Raw genomic sequence first — 17,450 nt, 5'->3', positions numbered from 1 at the left:
TGGACTCATGCACGACGGATTTCTACCGTTGCCGTCATGAACACCTCCCGCATCGCCCTCGTCACCGGCGCCAACCAGGGCCTGGGGCGGGCCCTCGTCGAGGGCCTCGCAGCCCGCATGGCAGCGAACGACCTGGTCCTGCTCACCGGGCGCAGTGACCGGCGCGTCACCGCTGCCGCCCACGAGGTGGCACAGCTGCCCGGCACCCGGGCCCAGGTCCGGGGCCGGGTCCTCGATGTCACCGACACACAAGCCATCGCCCGGCTCGCCGACGAACTGGCAGCCCGTCACGGCGGCGTCGACGTCGTCATCTCCAACGCCGTCGCCCGCCTGCTGCCCCAGGAGTCGCAGGCCGAACGGGCCGACGAGTTCATCGACGTGTCCAACACCGCCACCCACGCGCTCATGCGCTCCTTCGGCCCCGTTCTGCGCCCCGGCGGCCGGCTGCTCGTGGTGGCCAGCAGCCTGGGCACCCTCGGCCACCTCGACCCCGGACTCCACCACCTCTTCGACGGCGCGAGCCTGGACCAGGTCGAGTACGCCGTCGAGTCCTGGCGCACCGCGATCCACCACAACACCGCCGCCGAGGCCGGCTGGCCGCGCTGGCTGAACGTGCCGTCGAAGGTGGCCCAGGTCGCCGCCGTGCGCGCGGTCGCCGCCACACGCCGCGAACACGACCTCGCCGCCGACACCCTGATCGCCGCCGTATGCCCCGGAATGGTCGACACCGCGACCTCCCGGCCCTGGTTCAGCGACTACAGCCAGGCCCAGTCGCCCGGCGACGCGGCCCGCGCGGTGCTCGACCTCGTCTTCGCGGAGCATGTCGACCCCGCCCTGTACGGCGAGCTGATCCGCTTCGGCAAGGCCCTGGACTGGCACGGCGGCACACCCCCAGTGGAGCAGGACCGCATGCTCAAGCCCTGACCGGGCCTTGGGGGTGTCCGGCGGATCACGGCCGGGCCCTGATCCGCCGGACACCCCTAACGGGAAGTCCTTGCCGGAGCGCGTTCCCAGCAGCGCTGCGAGCAGGCGGTCAGGCGCGGATCTCGAAGTCCTGGAGGTCTTCCGGTTGCTCCTCGTGGAGCTCGACGCGGGTGACGGATGCTCCGCTCGGGCCGTGGCGGGTCCAGGCGACCATCCGTGCGACTGTGATTGCGTCTCCCTCGAACACCGCCTCGACGGTTCCGTCCGGCAGGTTCCGCACCCAGCCGGCCGCGCCGTGGTCGAGTGCGGTGCGGCGGCAGGTGTCACGGAAGAAGACGCCCTGCACCATGCCGTGGACGATCACCCGGCTGCGAACCCGTTCCATGGGCCGACCCTAGCCGGGTGGGCGCCGATCGGCACGGACCGTGATCGGCCCGTCACGGAATGCCGCTCCCGGAAATCTTCACCCGGTGAAAGTGGAGGGTGTGCCTCCCGTTACATCTCTCCCCGGTGAGGCGGTGGCGGCCCCTGTGAATGGTGGCGGTTTGGGTTGATTTGGGGAATGGGAGTCGCGGGCCGGCCGTATGTGTTACTCGATCTTGTGGAGAACGCGTGGTGATCCGTCGAATCAATCGGAAAGCCCGCCGTGTGAACGGTCACCTTGCATGAGAGAGGGCGTCAACACGGTTGGCCGCGTGACCCGTTCGCGTGCTTACATCTGCCCACCGAAGCATTCGGAAGTGGTCGGACCGCCTTGTCGCAGGCTGCCCACGGCATTTGAGAAACAATCAGACAACTGAAGGGTGCGCACATCATGCGTAACGACATCGAGACCCGTGAGATCGCCGACGACGAACTGGACGCGGTTTCCGGCGGTGTCAGCATTTCCGGTGGCCTTTTGGGCGGCGTGGCCGGTGACGTGTTCCACGTGGTGAACACGGTGACCTCGCTGCAGACGGTCCAGGGCGTGCAGGCCCTGCCCGGCCAGGTCGAGGGAATCGTCGGCGTTCGTGCCGGTGTCCTCGGCCTCTGAGCCGGATATCAGTGCGCGTGAACCCCGGGACGCATACGTTCCGGGGTTCACGGGTGCCCGTGCAATGAATGCAGGCGAAGGATAGTTCGTGCAGTTCCGTCAAAAGGCGCTCTCCAAGCTGCAATCGCCCGAAGAACTCGATCTGCCCGTACGTTTCGCGCGGCCGCAGGGCCGGCTCGTTCTCGCCGTCACCGTCGTCGTCATGGCGGCCGCGGGTTTCTGGGCATTCACCGGATCCGTATCCTCCAAACTGGGCGCACCCGGCATCCTCACGCGGGCCGAAGGCAGTTATCTGCTCCAGAGCCCCTTCGCCGGACAGGTCACCACCTTGCTCGCCAAAGAGGGCCAGCTGCTGTCCCCGGGCGCGCCCCTGCTCCAGGTCGCCACGGATCAGGGCGACCGGACCGTGCGCGTGGTGGCCGGGGGGCGGGTGACGACCCTGCTCGCCAAGACGGGCTCGGTCGTCACGACGGGCGCGGACGTGGCGACCGTGGAACGCGTGAAGAACACGGACGACCCGCTGGTGGCCGTGCTCTACGTGCCCGGCGGGAGCGGCGCGGAGATCCGCGTGGGCGCTTCCGTCGACCTGAACGTCCAGTCCGTCCCCCAGCAGCAGTTCGGCGTGCTGCGCGGTCGCGTCAAGGAAGTCGGCCGTGCTCCCCAGACCGCGGCCCAGATCACCGGCTTCCTCGGCGACGCCCGCCTCGCCGCCCAGTTCACCCGCCAGGGCGATCCCGTCGCGGTGCTCGTGCAGCTCGAACGCTCCTCCGCGACCAAGTCCGGCTACCGGTGGTCCTCCGCGGGCGGGCCCCCGTACCCCGTCGACTCCACGACACCGGTCACCGGAGCCGTCCACCTCGCCGCACAGCGCCCCGTCGATTGGCTGCTCCCGTGACCGTGCCGCAGCACACCTCTCCGAACCGGTCCCGGCCCCCGGCCCCCCGCATCCCGCCCGCCGGGCGCCGGCGCCGCCGCCCGGCCGTCCCCAAGGGCCGCACGCCCCGTACCGTACGCACGCCCACCGTGCTGCAGATGGAGGCGGTGGAGTGCGGCGCCGCCGCACTGGCCATGGTGCTCGGCCACTTCGGCCGCTTCGTGCCCCTCGAAGAGCTGCGCATCGCCTGCGGGGTGTCCCGGGACGGCTCCCGCGCCGGGAACCTCCTCAAGGCCGCCCGCGGTTACGGGCTGACGGCCAAGGGCATGCAGATGGACCTGGCCGCGCTCGCCGGGGTGAACCCGCCGGCCATCCTCTTCTGGGAGTTCAACCACTACGTCGTCTACGAGGGCATGGCCCGCCGCGTCGGCCGACGGGGTGCGTACATCAACGACCCCGGCAAGGGCCGGCGGTTCGTCCCCATGGACGAGTTCGACACCGGCTTCACCGGGATCGCGCTCGTCTTCGAGCCCGGCCCGGGCTTCCGCCGCACCGGCCGCAGGCAAGGCGTCATGAGCGCCGTGCCGGCCCGCCTGCGCGGCACGTCGGGCACCATGCTCGCCGCCCTGGTCTCCAGCCTCCTGCTGGTGGCCGTCGGCGCGACGGTGCCCGCGCTGAGCCGCACGTACATCGACATGTTCCTCATCGGCGACCAGACGTCCCTGCTGGGCGTGCTCTTCGCCTCGATGGCGGCGGCCCTGGTGCTCACGGCCGTGCTCACCTGGCTGCAACAGGCCAATCTGCTGCGCGGCCGCATCATCTCCTCGACGCTCGGCAGCGCCCGCTTCCTGCGGCATCTGCTCCGACTTCCCGTCGCCTTCTTCAGCCAGCGCAACCCGGCCGACCTGGTCCAGCGCCTGCAGTCCAACGACGCGGTCGCCGAGACCCTCGCCCGGGACCTGGCCGCCGCCGGAGTCGACGCCGTGGTGGTCGTGCTCTACGCGGTGCTGCTGTGGACGTACGACCCGCAGCTCACCGCCGTCGGGGTGCTCATCGCGCTGCTCAACGTCGTGGCCATGCGGATCGTCATGCGGGTGCGGGCCACCGGCACCCGGAAGCTGCGCGCCGAGAGCGCCCGGCTCACCAACACCTCGTACAGCGGCCTCCAGCTCATCGAGACGATGAAGGCCACCGGCGGTGAGAACGGCTTCTTCCGCCGCTGGGCCGGCCAGCACGCGGTCACCCTCGACGTGCAGCAGCGGCTCGGCGTCCCCAGCACGTGGCTGGCCGTCGTCGCGCCGACGCTGGCCGCGCTCAACAGCGCGCTGATCCTGATGATCGGCGGTGTGCGGGCGGTGGAGGGGCACCTCTCGGTCGGCCTGCTCGTCGCCTTCCAGGCCCTGGTGACCAGCTTCACCGCGCCGATCACCCGCCTGGGGGGCGTGGCCGGACGGATCCAGGACTTCGCCGCCGACGTCGCCCGCCTCAAGGACGTCGAGAACTTCCCCGTCGACCCGCTCTACTCGCGCCGCGAGCCGCCCGCCGGCACCCGCCGCCTCAAGGGCCACCTGGAGCTGGACGGCATCACCTTCGGCTACAGCCCGCTGGACGCACCTCTGCTGAAGAACGTCTCACTCGCGGTCGGCCCCGGGCAGCAGGTCGCGCTCGTCGGCGGCTCCGGCAGCGGCAAATCCACCGTCTCCCGGCTGATATCCGGCCTCTACACCCCCTGGGCGGGCGCCATCCGCATCGACGGGATGCGGCTGGAGGACATCCCGCGCGGGGCGCTGGCCGCCTCCGTCTCCTTCGTGGACCAGGACGTCTTCCTCTTCGAGGGCACCGTCCGCGACAACGTCGCCCTGTGGGACCCCTCCATCCCCGACGAGGCCGTCATCAGCGCCCTCCAGGACGCCGCCGTGTACGACGTGGTCGCGCGCCGCGCCGGAGGCATCCACAGCCGCGTCGAGCAGGACGGCCGCAACTTCTCCGGCGGCCAGCGCCAGCGACTGGAGATCGCGCGCGCTCTGGTGCGCCGCCCCAGCGTCATGATCCTGGACGAAGTGACCAGCGCCCTGGACGCGGCGACCGAGCAGATCGTCATCGACAACCTGCGGCGCCGCGGCTGCGCCTGCGTGGTGATCGCCCACCGACTGAGCACCGTCCGCGACAGCGACGAGATCGTCGTGCTCGACCGGGGCACGGTAGTGGAGCGCGGACGACACGAGCACCTGATCGCCGCGCAGGGCGCGTACGCCGACCTGGTGAAGGAGCACTGAAGTGACATCCCCCCACCAGACCCACCAGACCCACCAGACCCACCAGTCCCACCAGACACAGGCCCACCAGTCCCACTTCGCGCCCGATCCGGTCGTGGCGGCCCTCGGCGGCCTCGGCTCGGCGGTCGACTGCACGGGCCTGCGCAGCCTGTCCCTCGAGGGTCCGCTCGTGCTGTGGCTCGTCGTGGAAGGCGAGCTGGACCTGTTCGCCGTCGATGCCGCACAGGCGGGCCACTGGCACTTCCTGGGCCGGCTGGAGTCGGGCACGCTGCTCCTGGGCCCGGCCGAGGGCCCCGCCCACACTCTGACCGGGCGCCCGCTGCAGGGCTGCGTACTGCGCCGCATCGAGCTTCGCGAGCTGTACCGCCCCGAGCACGGAGCCCCGGGGGTCCCCGCGGACGGGGCCTGGGGGTGGCACGCCGATCCGTGGCGCAGCGGGTTCGCCGACGCGGCGCCCAGTCCCCTCGAGGACGCCTTCGCCCGCGGCATCGGCCGCGGTCTGCGCGTGCTGTACCAGGCGCCGCTCGAGGGCCGGGCCACCGCCGGCCGCGGCGGGGCCGACGAGGACATCCTGTGGATGCAGATCCCCCCGGGGAGCGTGCAGTACGGCGCCGTGTACGAGCCGTACGACCCCTACCAGGGGTACGGCACGGCCGGCACGCTCCTCGTCGACGGGGCCGTGTGGCAGGGCATGGTGGACCAGCAGTACCGGCTGCTGGACGCCCTGGACCGCTGGATCGAGCAGGACGAGCGCGCCCACGAGGACCGCACCGCGGCCGGCATCGAGGCCGGCGAGGCCGCCCGTACCCAGGCGGACCGCGCACTGCTCGCCTCCATCGGCCGCTCCCGGGGCTCCCGCCGCGACGCGGGCGACGACACGACCTTCGCCGTGTGCCGCCTGGTGGCAGGCGAGGCCGGAATCGCCCTGACCGAGCCGACGGGCGCCGCCGGGCGGACCGACCCCGTCGAAGGCATCGCGCTCGCCTCGCGGATCCGCACCCGCGCCGTCAGGCTCGGCGGGCGCTGGTGGCGGGAGCACACCGGACCCCTGGTGGGCCGGCGCGCGGACGACGGGACACCCGTCGCGCTGCTGTGGCGGCGCGGCGGATACGAGGCCGTCGACCCCGCCACCGGCGCACGGGAGCGCCTGGGCAGGGGCAACGCGGACGCCTTCGAGCCGCACGCCGTCATGTTCTACCGCCCGCTGCCCGACCGGAAGCCGGGCCTGCTGCAGCTGCTGCGCTTCAGCGTGCGCGGAAGCGGCAAGGACCTGCGCAGCCTCGTCGTGGGCGGGCTGGGCGCGGTCGGCCTGGGCGCGATCGTCCCCGTGGCCACCGGCCGGGTGCTCGGCGCGTACGTGCCGCAGGCCGAGGACGGCCTCATCGTGCAGACCGCTCTGGCGCTCATCGCGACCAGCGTGGTCTCGGCTGCCTTCATGCTGCTGCAGAACGTCTCCATCCTGCGCATGGAGGGCCGCATCGAGGCCACCTTGCAGCCGGCGGTGTGGGACCGGCTGCTCCGGCTGCCCGTGACGTTCTTCGCCGGCCGCTCCACCGGAGAACTGGCCGGCGCGGCCATGGGGATCAGCTCCATCCGCACGGTCCTGTCCGGCATCGCCTCGGTGTCCCTGCAGGCTGGCACCGTCGGCACGATGAACCTCGTGCTGCTGCTCGTGTACAGCGTGCCGCTGGCGCTGGCCGCGGTCGCCATGCTCCTGGGCATCGCCGTGGTCTTCCTGGGCCTGGGGCTGTGGCAGCTCCGCTACCAGCGGCAGCTGATCAGGATCGGCAACAAGCTCGACAACCAGGCGTTCCAGACCCTGCGCGGGCTGCCCAAGCTGCGGGTGGCCGCGGCCGAGAGCTTCGCGTACGCCGCCTGGGCGCGGGAGTTCGCCCGTACCCGCGAGCTGCAACAGCGCATCGGCCGGATCAAGAACGTCGTCACGGTCCTCAACGCGGTCTATCTGCCTCTGTGCACGCTCGTGATGTTCATGCTGCTGGCCGGACCGGCCCGGGGCAGCATGTCCGCCAGTGAGTTCCTCACGTTCAGCACCGCGGTGACGATGATGCTGTCCTCGGCCACCCAGCTGACCGGCGCCCTCATCTCGGCTGCCGCCGTGCAGCCGATGTTCGAGCAGGTCAAGCCGCTGCTCGAGGCGACCCCCGAGGTACGTGGCTCCAGCATCCGGCCCGGTGAGCTCGGCGGCGCCATCGAGGTGAAGAACCTCTCGTACCGGTACGCCGACGACGGCCCGCTCGTACTGGACGACGTGTCCTTCCAGGTGCGGCCCGGTGAGTTCGTCGCGGTCGTCGGGGCCAGCGGCTGCGGCAAGTCGACACTGCTCCGCCTGCTCATCGGTTTCGACCGGCCCGCCTCCGGCAGCGTGCTGTACGACGGCCAGGACCTGGCCGCACTCGACCAGGCGGCCGTGCGCCGCCAGTGCGGTGTCGTCCTGCAGAACGCGCAGCCGTTCTCCGGCTCGATCCTCGACTGCATCCGCGGTTCCGGGACGTACACCCTCGAGGAGGCGGGGGAGGCCGCCGTTCTGGCGGGCCTCGCCGAGGACATCAAGGCCATGCCCATGGGCATGCACACCATGCTGTCCGACGGCGGCGGCACGGTCTCGGGCGGCCAGCGCCAGCGGCTGATGATCGCCCAGGCCCTGATCGGCAAACCGCGCATCCTCTTCCTGGACGAGGCGACCAGCGCGCTGGACAACGAAGCCCAGCGCGTGGTCACCGACTCCACCCGCGCCCTGCGCGCCACCCGCATCGTGATCGCCCACCGGCTGTCCACCGTCATGGACGCCGACCGGGTGATCGTCATGTCGGAAGGGCGGGTCGCCCAGCAGGGGCCGCCCGCCGCACTGCTCGCCGATACGGAGGGCCTGTTCCACGAGCTGGTCCGCCGTCAGGTCGGGTGAGGCCGGCCGGTCAGGCCTGCGTGAACCAGTCCGGCAGAGGCTCGCGGCGGGTGAGCCAGCTCTCCGGGATGCCGGTCAGGCCGGTGCGGGCCGCGACCATGCCGCCGGTGATCGCGCAGGTGGTGTCCACATCGCCGAGGCCTTCCGCGGTGGTCCACAGGGCGTCGGCGAGGCTGTCCAGGTGCCGGGCGGCGGACCACAGGGCGAAGGGGACCGTGTCGCTCGCCCGGATCTGCCGGCCGTTGCCCAGGACGCCGGCGGCCTGCCGCGGCCCGGTGTCCGCAGGTAGTGCGGCGGCCCGGTGCAGGCCCTCGCGGATCGGCCCGGCTGGTGTCCGGTCGGCCACCTCCCGCAGCAGCGCCGGGCCGTCCGGCGCGGGCCGGCTGCGGCTGCGGGCGGCCAGCGCGGCGGCCAGGGCCACGGCCACGGCTCCCGCGATCCCCTCCGGATGGGCGTGCGTGACCTCGGCGGAGAACGCGGCCTGTTCCGCCGCCTCGTCCAGGTCCTCGCAGAACCAGGCCCCCAAGGGCGCCACCCGCATCGCCGCCCCGTTGCCCAGGCTTCCCTCGCCGCCGAAGAGGGTCCGCGTGCGCGTGCGCCAACTCGACGGCTCCCGGGCAAGCCCGGGCAGCAGCTCGTGCATGCCGTACCCGTAGCCGCGGTAGGCGTCTGCGAGGTAGGTCGCGGCGAACGCCTCCGCCAGCTGGTCCCGGTGCACGGCGCCGTGGAGCATCAGGACCCGGTGGAGCGCCAGCGCCATGGCCGTGTCGTCCGTCCAGGGCCACTCAGGCTCCTGCGGCGTCCGGCGCGCCCGGATCGCCCGGAGCACCTCCTGGCCGGGGCGGGTGCGCGGGAACCAGCGCTCCCCGAACGCGTCACCGAGGGCCAGGCCTTCCAGGGAATCGCGAGCGGCAGCGGGGTGGGTGAGAGGAGGCGTCGGGCTCATGGCTGCATGCTGTCAGCGCGATTTGCCCCCACGCACCCGGAATTACGGCCCGGAGTGGACGCGCGGGGCCCGGGCATCCGGGGACTGCGCCCCGGCCCGACTGCCTGCCTGGCCCTCGGCCCGACTGCCTGCCTGCCCCTCAGCCCGGCCGCCGGCCCGACCGCCGGCCGGGGAGCCGTCCTCCCCGGGCAGGGCGAACACGCGCAGGAAGACCTGCGAGAGCGGCCCGATGGCCAGCGCGTACGCCACGGTGCCGACACCTGCCGTGCCGCCCAGCAGGACGCCGGCCGCGAGGACCGTGAGCTCGATCCCGGTGCGCACCAGCCGCAGCGACCGCCCGGTCCGCCGGTGCAGCCCGGTCATGAGGCCGTCCCGGGGGCCCGGCCCGAAGCGGGCGGCGATGTAGAGGCCGGTCGCGACACCGTTGAGGACGATGCCCGCCGTCAGCACGGTGGCCTGCGAGAGCGTGCCGTGCACATCCGGCATCACCGCGAGCGTGGCGTCCATGGACAGGCCGACCGCGAACACATTGGAGACGGTGCCCAGCCCGGGCCGCTGCCGCAGGGGCACCCACAGGAGCAGGACCAGCGCCCCGACGGCCACGGAGACCGTGCCGATGCTCCACCCGGTGCGCTCGGCGAGCCCTTGGTGGAAGACGTCCCACGGGTCCAGCCCCAGACCCGCGCGGACAAGGAACGCCGAGCTCGCACCGTACAGCGTGAGCCCGACGTAGAGCTGCAGGAGCCGACGGGTGAGTCGCCGCGGGGGGCGGGCGGGGGCGAGGGGCACCGGTGGAGCCTTTCGGGGAGCCAAAGACCGACAGACCTCACGGTGTGGCATCACCCGGACGGCCGGACAGGGCCAATCCAAGCCAAGTGGCCTTACTTCGATCGGCTTGGTCCCGGTGGCACGCCGACCTGTCCCCTCGTGAGAACAGGCACATTTTTGACCCGGTTCGTCCGAATTGGTGAATGCTGGTTCCCGGTCCACACCGACGTACCAGCGCCCACGGCACCGGGAGAGACGAGAGACATGCGACGCGTACACCGCCTCACGATCAACCGGCGGACGGCCCTGCCCCTCGCGGGCGGGGCCGCCGTCCTCGGCTTCGGCGGCCTCTACCTCACCGGTCTCGCCGTGGCGGGCGACGCCATCGCCGACGGCACCCACGTACGGGGTGTCGACATCGGCGGCATGAGCCGTGCGGAGGCCAAGACCGCCCTCGACCGCGCACTCGGCCCGGCCGCGGCCGCCCCGATCGAGCTGCGGATAGGCGACCGGTCCGAGAAGACCGCCCCGGCGGCCTTCGGGCTGTCCCTGGACACCGCCGCCACCGCCGACCGGGCCGCGCAGGCCGGGTCGGACCCCGTCACCGTGATCGGGCGGCTGCTCGCCCCGGCCGAGGAGCGGGAGGTCGAGCCCGTGATCCGTACGGACGGCCCGACGAGCCCGGCCGAGGTCGGCCGCCTCGCCGCCGCCGGACGAGAGGCCCGTGACGGCGAGATCACCTTCGAGGGCGGCACGGCCCGGGCCACCGCCCCCGTCACCGGTCTCGCCGTGCACGCCGACCGGGCGGCGGACATCGTCCGCGCCGCGTACCTGCGCCCGCAGGGCGGGCCGGTCGCGCTCCCCGTGGACCAGAAGCCGCCCGCCGTGGGGCAGCAGGAGACCGGACGGGCGCTGAAGGAGTTCGCCGAGCCCGCGATGTCCGGCCCGGTCACGCTCACCGTGGCCGGAAACCCCGTCACCCTCACCCCCGCCGTGCTCGGCAGGCACCTGGCCGTCGAGCCCGACGCCCACGGCCGGCTGGTGCCGGAGCTCGACTCCAAGGCACTGCTGGCCGACCCCGCGGTCGCCCGGCAGATGGCCGCGGCCACCCGCCCCTCCCGAGGCGCCACCTTCAACGTCGACTCCGCCGGCCGGGCCGTCGTCGTCCAGGACGGGCGCTCCGGGGCACAGGTCACCGAGAAGGCCCTCGCCGACGCCGTCGTCCCGCTGCTGACGCGCTCGGGCGCCGCCGCCCGTACCGGGGAGCTCGCCGTGAAGACGGTTGCCCCGCGCCTGACCGCCGAGAACGCGCAGCGCCTCGGCATCAAGGAGAAGGTCTCCTCGTTCACCGTCAAATTCCCGGCCGCGCCGTACCGCACCACCAACATCGGGCGGGCCGTGGAGAAGATCAACGGCTCCGTCGTGCTGCCGGGCGAGACGTGGAGCTTCAACAAGACGGTCGGCGAGCGGACCAAGGAGAACGGGTTCGTCGACGGCATCATGATCAACGACGGCCGGTTCGTGAAGTCGCCCGGCGGAGGTGTCTCGGCGGTCGCGACGACCATGTACAACGCCATGTTCTTCGCGGGCGTCCATCCGCTGGAGCACGGGGCCCACTCCTTCTACATCGAGCGCTACCCCGAGGGCCGCGAGGCCACGGTCGCCTGGGGCACCCTCGACCTGCGCTGGAAGAACGACTCCGGCCACGCGATCTACGTGCAGGCCGAGTCCACCGACACCTCGGTGACCATCAGCCTCCTCGGCACGAAGAAGTACGACGAGATACGCGCGACCCAGGGCCCGCGCACGAACGTCACCCCGCCGGTCAAGCGCACGGGCTCCGGTCCGACCTGCGAGGTCCAGACCCCGCTGGAGGGGTTCGACGTCGCCGTCGACCGGGTCTTCGTCCAGGGCGGGCAGGAGGCCAAGCGGGAGACCTACCGTACGCACTACACCCCGCGCGACGAGGTCACCTGCGATCCGCAGACCCCGGCGAGCCCGGCCGCCTCGGCGCCCCCGGCCGCGTCGGCCGCGCCGAAGCCCGGCCACGCCTGACGCCTCCCGCCGACGGCCGCCTCACGTCCGCCCCCGGCACGAACAGGTGCCGGGGGCGGACGGGCACCCCGTGCGACGGCGGCTCGGCTTCTCCACGAGCGCGCGGCGCCGAGCCCTCGGCCGGCCCGCCGGCACGCGGCCCCGCTAGATGAAGGGGGAGGCCGGACGGGCGCGCCACGAGTGCGCGGGATGGTGCCCCACCGACGGGAGGTTGCGGTCCCAGTGGGCACGGCGGCGGCGGGTGGAGTGGGGCGCGCGGGGCGCATCGGCCGTACGGGCCAGGATGAGCAGGGCGGCCGTGAGGGCCGCCAGTTCTATGTGGTCCGGGCTGCCCCGGACCACTCTGATCCGGTGCCGGCGTATCACCAGGACACCGGCAGGCTCTTGGGCCCGCGGATCAGCGCCCCGGACTGCCATTCGAGCTGCTCGCGCGGCACGGCCAGGGCGAGGCGCGGGTAGCGGTCGAGCAGCGTGGTGACGATGATCTCGGACTCCATCCGCGCCAGCATCGAGCCGACGCAGTGGTGGGGTCCGTTGCCGAAGGCCATGTGGGCGATGGGGCCGCGGTCGAAGTCCAGCGTGTCGGGGTCCGGGAAGACCTCGGGGTCGCGGTTGGCCGCCAGGTACGAGGAGTACACCGTCTCGCCGGCCTTGACCGTGACGCCGGCGATGTCCACGTCCCGCGTGGCGATCCGAGGGAGGCCCACGCCGCTGCGGTGCGGGATGAAGCGCAGCAGCTCGTCGACGGCCTGGGGGATCAGTTCCGGCTCCCCGCGCAGCCGTTCGAGGTGCTCCGGATGGGTGAGCAGGGCGAAGACCATGTTCGCGCTGTTGTTGCGGACGGCGTGCGCACCGCTCACCAGGATCGCGGTGGCGATGGAGACGGCCTCCGGCTCGGTGATCTCACCGGCGTCGGCGGCCCCGGCGAGGACTCCGGCCAGGTCGTCGCTCTGCTTCTCCCGGCGCATGGCGAGCAGCGCGACCACGCACTCGCGCACCGTCTTCAGGGCGTCGGTGCTCTTGTCGGGGGCCGGACCGGGCGTCATGATCACGTTCGCCCAGGAGGTCATGTCCTTGCGCATGTCCTGCGGCATCCCCAGCAGGTCGGCGACGGCCGCGAGCGGGAACGGGCCGTGCAGGTGCTCGACCAGGTCCGCCGGCGATCCGTGCCGCTCCATGGCGTCGAGGAGGCTGTCGGCGGTCCGCTGCACGGTCGGCCGCAGCTTCTGCATGCTCTTGCCCGTGAAGGCCCGTGCGACCACGCGGCGCATGTCGTTGAGGCGGGGCGGATCGGCGTAGTTCATGGACGCCTGCTGCGAGGCGATCGCGTGCGGGGAGGAGGCGGTGATCGTACGGCCGACCAGTTCCTGCCTGCTGAAACGCGGGTCGGTGGTGGCCGCCTTCACGTCGGCGTAGCGCGACATGAGCCAGGCGCTGCCCTGGCCGTACGGCAGCTGGATCCGGGCGGCCCGTTTGTCCCGCAGGCGGTCGTGCAGGAACGGGTCGAAGTCGAGCGCCTCGAAGTCGTCCAGGTTCCAGCAGTGCACCGGTTCGCCCGTGGCCGGGTCCGTCTCCGGCTTGAGGGCCGTGTGCGGGTCTGACGTCATGGTTCATCTCCCTGCGTGGATGTCACCCCCCAAGGCGCGATTCCGCGGGAAATCGGCACAGCCATCCCTTCCCTCTCGTCACAGGCTCCGCTGCCTTCACGGCGCAGCGTCACCGGATTGGCTCATGTCACCAACGCCGTAGTCCCGCGCGCGCATCGGCCGAAGGTCCGTGAGGCTGTGTCAGACACGAAAGGAGAGCCACCCATGGCGACTCTGTGCAGGCCAACGGTGTGCGTGCCCGAGCACGTGATCACGATGGAGCAGACCCTGGATCTGTGCCGGTCCGTGCACGCGGACCATCCGCAGCTCGACCTGGCGCTGCGTCTGATCCGGAACACCGGCGTCGCGAAGCGGCACATCGTGCGCCCCATCGAGGAGACCCTCAAGCACCCCGGTTTCGAATCGCGCAACGCCGTGTACGAGATCGAGGCCAAGGGGCGGGTCCCGGCGGTGGTGCGGCAGGCGCTGGAGGACGCCCAGCTGCGTGCGAAGGACATCGACATGATCATCTACGTGTCGTGCACGGGCTTCATGATGCCCTCGCTGACCGCATGGATGATCAACGCGATGGGCTTCCGGACGGACACCAAACAGCTCCCCATCGCCCAGCTGGGCTGCGCGGCGGGCGGGGCGGCGGTCAACCGGGCTCACGACTTCTGCACCGCCTACCCCGAGGCGAACGCACTGATCGTGTCCTGCGAGTTCTGCTCGCTCTGCTACCAGCCCAGTGACCTGGAGGTCGGCAACCTGCTCTCCAACGGCCTGTTCGGCGACGGCGTGGGCGCCGCCGTCGTGCGCGGCAAGGGCGGCACCGGCATGGAACTGCACCGCAACAGCTCGTACATCATCCCCCAGACGGAGGACTGGATCATGTACGACGTCAAGTCCACCGGGTTCCACTTCAAGCTCGACCGGCGGGTGCCCGGAACCATGGAACCGCTCGCCCCGTCCCTCAAGGAGCTGGCCAAGGCCCATGGGTGGGACGCCGCCGCGCTGGATTTCTACATCATCCACGCCGGTGGGCCCCGCATCCTGGATGACCTCAGCAAGTACCTCGGTGTGGCACCCGAAGCATTCCGCTTCAGTAGGGCCACACTGACCGAGTACGGCAACATCGCCAGCGCCGTCGTCCTGGACGCACTGCGCCGACTCTTCGACGAAAACGGCACCGCTGACGCCGCGCGGGGGCTGCTGGCCGGTTTCGGCCCGGGCATCACCGCAGAGATCTCACTGGGCAGCTGGACCTCTGACCGAGGGACCGGGTGAGGGAGGAATCCGAAGAATGCTGAAGGACGGCCCCGCAACCGCAAGGCCACCCATCACGCACTGGCCCACCCCGGCCCTGGACGGGGTCGACTTCGACCCCGTCCTCGCCGAACTGATGCAGGCGGGTCCGATCACCCGGATCCGCATGCCGAACGGAAGCGGGTGGGCCTGGCTCGTCTGCCGGTTCGAAGACGTGCGCATGGTGGCCAACGATCCCCGGTTCAGCCGCAAGCTGGTCGTGGAACACGATGTCACCCGCCTGGCCCCCCACTTCATCCCGGCGCCGGGCGCAGTCGGTTTCGAGGACCCGCCCGACCACACCCGGCTGCGGCGCACCGTCGCCGCGGCCTTCACCACGAGCGGGGTGGAGGGCCTGCGCACGCGGGCCAGGCAGATGCTCGACGTCCTCGTCGACGGGATCCTGCGGGACGGACCGCCCGTGGACCTGACCGAGCGCCTGCTCGCGCCCTTCCCGCTCGCCGTCGTGTGCGAGCTGATGGGCGTCCCGGAGGCCGACCGGCCCATGGTCCACGAATGGACCACCCTGATCCTCTCCTCGGCGCAGGGCGCCGAACGCAGCGAGCAGGCGAAGAACGAGATGTGCGCCTACCTCGGCGGACGCATGCGCGACGGGGAAGTGGCGGGCGGTGACAGCGTCATCGGGCTCCTCGTCAAGGCCGTCGAGGCCGGCGAGGTCACCGCCGAGGAGGCGACCGGAATCGCCCTGCTCATCCAGATCGGGGGCGAGGCCGTCACCAACAACGTGGGCAACATGGTCTACATCCTGCTCACCAGGCCGGACCTGATGGAACGGATGAGGAGCGAGCCCGGCCTGCGGCCCTCGGCACTCAACGAGCTGCTGCGCTACATCCCGCACCGCAATGCGGTCGGGCTCTCCCGGATCGCCCTCGAGGACGTCACCGTGGCCGGCCAGCTCATCCGGGCGGGCGAAGCGATCTATGTTTCTTACCTCGCGGCCAACCGCGACCCGGACGTCTTCCCCGACCCCCACGAACTGCACCTGGACCGCAGCCCCAATCCGCACGTCTCCTTCGGGTACGGACCCCACTTCTGCCCCGGTAACATGCTGGCCCGCCTCGAATCCGAACTGCTCGTGGACGCGCTGCTCGACCGCTTCACGGGCCTGCGCTTCAGCGTCCCCCCGAACGAACTGCGCTGGCGGCCCGGGGCCCTCATCCGCGGGCCCGAAGGTCTGCCCGTGACCTGGTCATGACGGCGCACATCGCCCGCGACGGGCTGCTCGTGCCACCGGGCCACGGCCGCAAGCTGCACACCGACGCCCAGCAGGTCACGTTCAAGGTCACCGGGGAGCACTCCTCGGTGGCCTCGAGTTTCGAGGTCGTCGTACCGCCCGGTTTCGACGTCGGGGCACACCTGCACACCCGTAGTGAGGAGCTGTTCTACGTCCTCGAGGGTGAACTCGACGTCATGGCCTTCGAGCCGCGCGTGCGTTCCGGGGACGATTGGCGACACTGGGAGGCGCTCGACGGACGTCAGGTCGTCCGTGCCACGCCCGGAACCGTCATCGTGGTTCCGCCCGGCTGTCCGCACGCCTTCGCGAACCCCACCGGCGAACCGGCCCGGATGTTCTTCCAGGCCTCACCACCGCCCGATCACGAGCGGTACTTCGAGGAGCTCCTCGAGCTGCTCGACGCGAGCGCCACCCCGGATCCCGCAGCGATCCGCGAACTGCGGATGCGCTACGACATCGAACAGCTCACGCCGCTGCGCCACGAGCTGTCCTGACGACCACCTTCGCACGACATCCCCACCCACCCCACTCGGGAGAAAAATCGATGCTGCGTACTCGCCGCACCCTACGCACCGCCTCGTACACCCTGGCCGGCACGGTCGCCGTCGCCGCCTCGCTCGCCGCGGGCCCGGCCCGGGCCGCCGAACCCCTGCCGTCCCACTGGTGCTACGTCAACGGTGTCGAGGCCCCGCCCGGACAGGAGGTGCGAGGCACTTCGGCCGACGACACGATCCTGTGCGAGAACGACGTCGAGAACGCGATCATCTACGGCGGCGGCGGCAACGACAACATTCGCGTCAAGGGCATGCTCATCGACTCCCAGGTGCTCGGCGGCGAGGGCGACGACACGCTCCAGGTCAACAACCTCGCCCCGCGCAACGGCAACTCGTCGGTGCGCGGCGGTCTGGGCAACGACACCATCATCACCGCCCTCGTCGTGGGCACCGCGGAGCACGGAGCCTCCGTCTACGGCGACCACGGCAACGACACGATCACCACCGGCAGCGTGATGGGAGATCCCGGCGCGTACCAGCGCGGCGGCGGACAGGTCTTCGGCAACGACGGCAACGACCTGATCCGCACGGGCAACGTCGACCTCGGCGGCCGGGTCCTCGGCGGCAGCGAGAACGACGTCATCGAGCCCAAGTCGGTCGGCGCGGAGTCCGCCGGCATCGTCCTGGGCGGTCCCGGCGACGACACGGTCCGCGGCCTGAACGACAGCGTCCTGACCATCGGACCGGGCTACGGCCAGGTCGACGGCGGGATCGGGACGAACTCCTGCAAGGTGAAGCACTTCTCGACCGGCGACCGGGTCCGCAGCTCGCTGGCGAACTGCCTGTCCACCGAAGCGGCCCCGGCGGCCCCCGCCAAGCCGGTCTCTCCGGCGGCTCCGGCCAAGCCGGTCTCTGCGGCGGCTCCGGCCAAGCCGGTCTCTGCGGCGGCTCCGGCCAAGCCGGTCTCTGCGGCGGCTCCGGCCAAGCCGGTCTCTGCGGCGGCTCCGGCCA

General features: G+C 71.7%; 14 protein-coding genes and 1 pseudogene. 10 read left to right on the top strand and 5 right to left on the bottom strand.

All coding sequences use genetic code 11. The features are described 5' to 3' along the window. The first annotated feature begins 36 nt into the window (after positions 1–36). Positions 37–924, top strand: coding sequence for an SDR family NAD(P)-dependent oxidoreductase (locus AB0I68_RS07520; protein WP_363176274.1), 888 nt, complete (start codon positions 37–39; stop codon positions 922–924). Positions 925–1,033: 109 nt separating this feature from the next. Here AB0I68_RS07520 and AB0I68_RS07515 read toward each other — a convergent pair whose 3' ends face one another. Further along, positions 1,034–1,309, bottom strand: coding sequence for an acylphosphatase (locus AB0I68_RS07515; RefSeq protein ID WP_363176273.1), 276 nt, complete (start codon positions 1,307–1,309; stop codon positions 1,034–1,036). A gap of 429 nt (positions 1,310–1,738) precedes the next feature. Between AB0I68_RS07515 and AB0I68_RS07510 the strand changes: the two genes are divergently transcribed. From AB0I68_RS07510 to AB0I68_RS07495, 4 genes are all read left to right on the top strand, one after another. Then, positions 1,739–1,957, top strand: a complete 219-nt coding sequence (locus AB0I68_RS07510) for a hypothetical protein (RefSeq protein ID WP_363176272.1) — start codon at positions 1,739–1,741, stop codon at positions 1,955–1,957. A gap of 88 nt (positions 1,958–2,045) precedes the next feature. Next, complete coding sequence (locus tag AB0I68_RS07505) at positions 2,046–2,852, top strand: HlyD family efflux transporter periplasmic adaptor subunit (protein WP_363176271.1); 807 nt, start codon at positions 2,046–2,048, stop codon at positions 2,850–2,852. After that, positions 2,849–5,107, top strand: a complete 2,259-nt coding sequence (locus AB0I68_RS07500; RefSeq protein WP_363176269.1) for an NHLP family bacteriocin export ABC transporter peptidase/permease/ATPase subunit — start codon at positions 2,849–2,851, stop codon at positions 5,105–5,107. Before AB0I68_RS07505 ends, AB0I68_RS07500 begins: the two co-directional genes overlap by 4 nt. 94 nt (positions 5,108–5,201) lie before the next feature. Beyond that, entirely contained in the window at positions 5,202–8,030 is a 2,829-nt protein-coding gene (locus AB0I68_RS07495) for an NHLP bacteriocin export ABC transporter permease/ATPase subunit (protein WP_363176434.1), read from the top strand. Positions 8,031–8,040: 10 nt separating this feature from the next. Here the strand turns inward: AB0I68_RS07495 and AB0I68_RS07490 are convergent, their stop codons facing one another. Beyond that, entirely contained in the window at positions 8,041–8,976 is a 936-nt protein-coding gene (locus AB0I68_RS07490) for an ADP-ribosylglycohydrolase family protein (protein ID WP_363176267.1), read from the bottom strand. A 42-nt stretch (positions 8,977–9,018) separates the two neighbouring features. After that, entirely contained in the window at positions 9,019–9,765 is a 747-nt protein-coding gene (locus tag AB0I68_RS07485; protein WP_363176266.1) for a hypothetical protein, read from the bottom strand. Positions 9,766–10,008: 243 nt separating this feature from the next. Between AB0I68_RS07485 and AB0I68_RS07480 the strand changes: the two genes are divergently transcribed. Continuing rightward, positions 10,009–11,799, top strand: coding sequence for a VanW family protein (locus AB0I68_RS07480; RefSeq protein ID WP_363176265.1), 1,791 nt, complete (start codon positions 10,009–10,011; stop codon positions 11,797–11,799). 144 nt (positions 11,800–11,943) lie between these two features. Here the strand turns inward: AB0I68_RS07480 and AB0I68_RS07475 are convergent, their stop codons facing one another. Together AB0I68_RS07475 and AB0I68_RS07470 are read right to left on the bottom strand one after the other, a co-directional pair. After that, positions 11,944–12,165 carry an acyl-CoA carboxylase epsilon subunit gene (locus AB0I68_RS07475; protein ID WP_363176264.1) on the bottom strand — a complete coding sequence of 74 codons (222 nt, stop codon included), beginning with the start codon at positions 12,163–12,165 and terminating at the stop codon, positions 11,944–11,946. Continuing rightward, on the bottom strand, positions 12,162–13,406 hold the full coding sequence (locus tag AB0I68_RS07470; RefSeq protein WP_363176263.1) for a cytochrome P450: 1,245 nt from the start codon (positions 13,404–13,406) through the stop codon (positions 12,162–12,164). Before AB0I68_RS07470 ends, AB0I68_RS07475 begins: the two co-directional genes overlap by 4 nt. 204 nt (positions 13,407–13,610) lie before the next feature. On the opposite strand from AB0I68_RS07470, the gene AB0I68_RS07465 reads away from it, so the two are divergent. From AB0I68_RS07465 to AB0I68_RS07450, 4 genes and pseudogenes are all read left to right on the top strand, one after another. After that, entirely contained in the window at positions 13,611–14,672 is a 1,062-nt protein-coding gene (locus tag AB0I68_RS07465; protein WP_363176262.1) for a type III polyketide synthase, read from the top strand. A 16-nt stretch (positions 14,673–14,688) separates the two neighbouring features. Continuing rightward, on the top strand, positions 14,689–15,906 hold the full coding sequence (locus tag AB0I68_RS07460) for a cytochrome P450 (protein ID WP_363176261.1): 1,218 nt from the start codon (positions 14,689–14,691) through the stop codon (positions 15,904–15,906). Further along, positions 15,903–16,439, top strand: coding sequence for a cupin domain-containing protein (locus tag AB0I68_RS07455; protein WP_363176260.1), 537 nt, complete (start codon positions 15,903–15,905; stop codon positions 16,437–16,439). Before AB0I68_RS07460 ends, AB0I68_RS07455 begins: the two co-directional genes overlap by 4 nt. A 50-nt stretch (positions 16,440–16,489) precedes the next feature. Further along, positions 16,490–17,450: pseudogene (locus tag AB0I68_RS07450) on the top strand (hypothetical protein); the annotation flags it as partial.

This window comes from Streptomyces sp. NPDC050448 (assembly GCF_040655295.1).
Classification (GTDB): domain Bacteria; phylum Actinomycetota; class Actinomycetes; order Streptomycetales; family Streptomycetaceae; genus Streptomyces.
Note: the sequence above shows the minus strand (reverse complement) of the source record. Positions and strands in the feature narration are given on the sequence as shown.

Excerpts from the sequence above, each read along its gene's own strand:
- AB0I68_RS07520 (WP_363176274.1), top strand. The coding sequence starts at position 37 with ATGAACACCTCCCGCATCGCCCTCGTCACCGGCGCCAACCAGGGCCTG.
- AB0I68_RS07515 (WP_363176273.1), bottom strand. The coding sequence starts at position 1,309 with ATGGAACGGGTTCGCAGCCGGGTGATCGTCCACGGCATGGTGCAGGGC.
- AB0I68_RS07510 (WP_363176272.1), top strand. The coding sequence starts at position 1,739 with ATGCGTAACGACATCGAGACCCGTGAGATCGCCGACGACGAACTGGAC.
- AB0I68_RS07490 (WP_363176267.1), bottom strand. The coding sequence starts at position 8,976 with ATGAGCCCGACGCCTCCTCTCACCCACCCCGCTGCCGCTCGCGATTCC.
- AB0I68_RS07480 (WP_363176265.1), top strand. The coding sequence starts at position 10,009 with ATGCGACGCGTACACCGCCTCACGATCAACCGGCGGACGGCCCTGCCC.
- AB0I68_RS07470 (WP_363176263.1), bottom strand. The coding sequence starts at position 13,406 with ATGACGTCAGACCCGCACACGGCCCTCAAGCCGGAGACGGACCCGGCC.
- AB0I68_RS07465 (WP_363176262.1), top strand. The coding sequence starts at position 13,611 with ATGGCGACTCTGTGCAGGCCAACGGTGTGCGTGCCCGAGCACGTGATC.
- AB0I68_RS07460 (WP_363176261.1), top strand. The coding sequence starts at position 14,689 with ATGCTGAAGGACGGCCCCGCAACCGCAAGGCCACCCATCACGCACTGG.
- AB0I68_RS07455 (WP_363176260.1), top strand. The coding sequence starts at position 15,903 with ATGACGGCGCACATCGCCCGCGACGGGCTGCTCGTGCCACCGGGCCAC.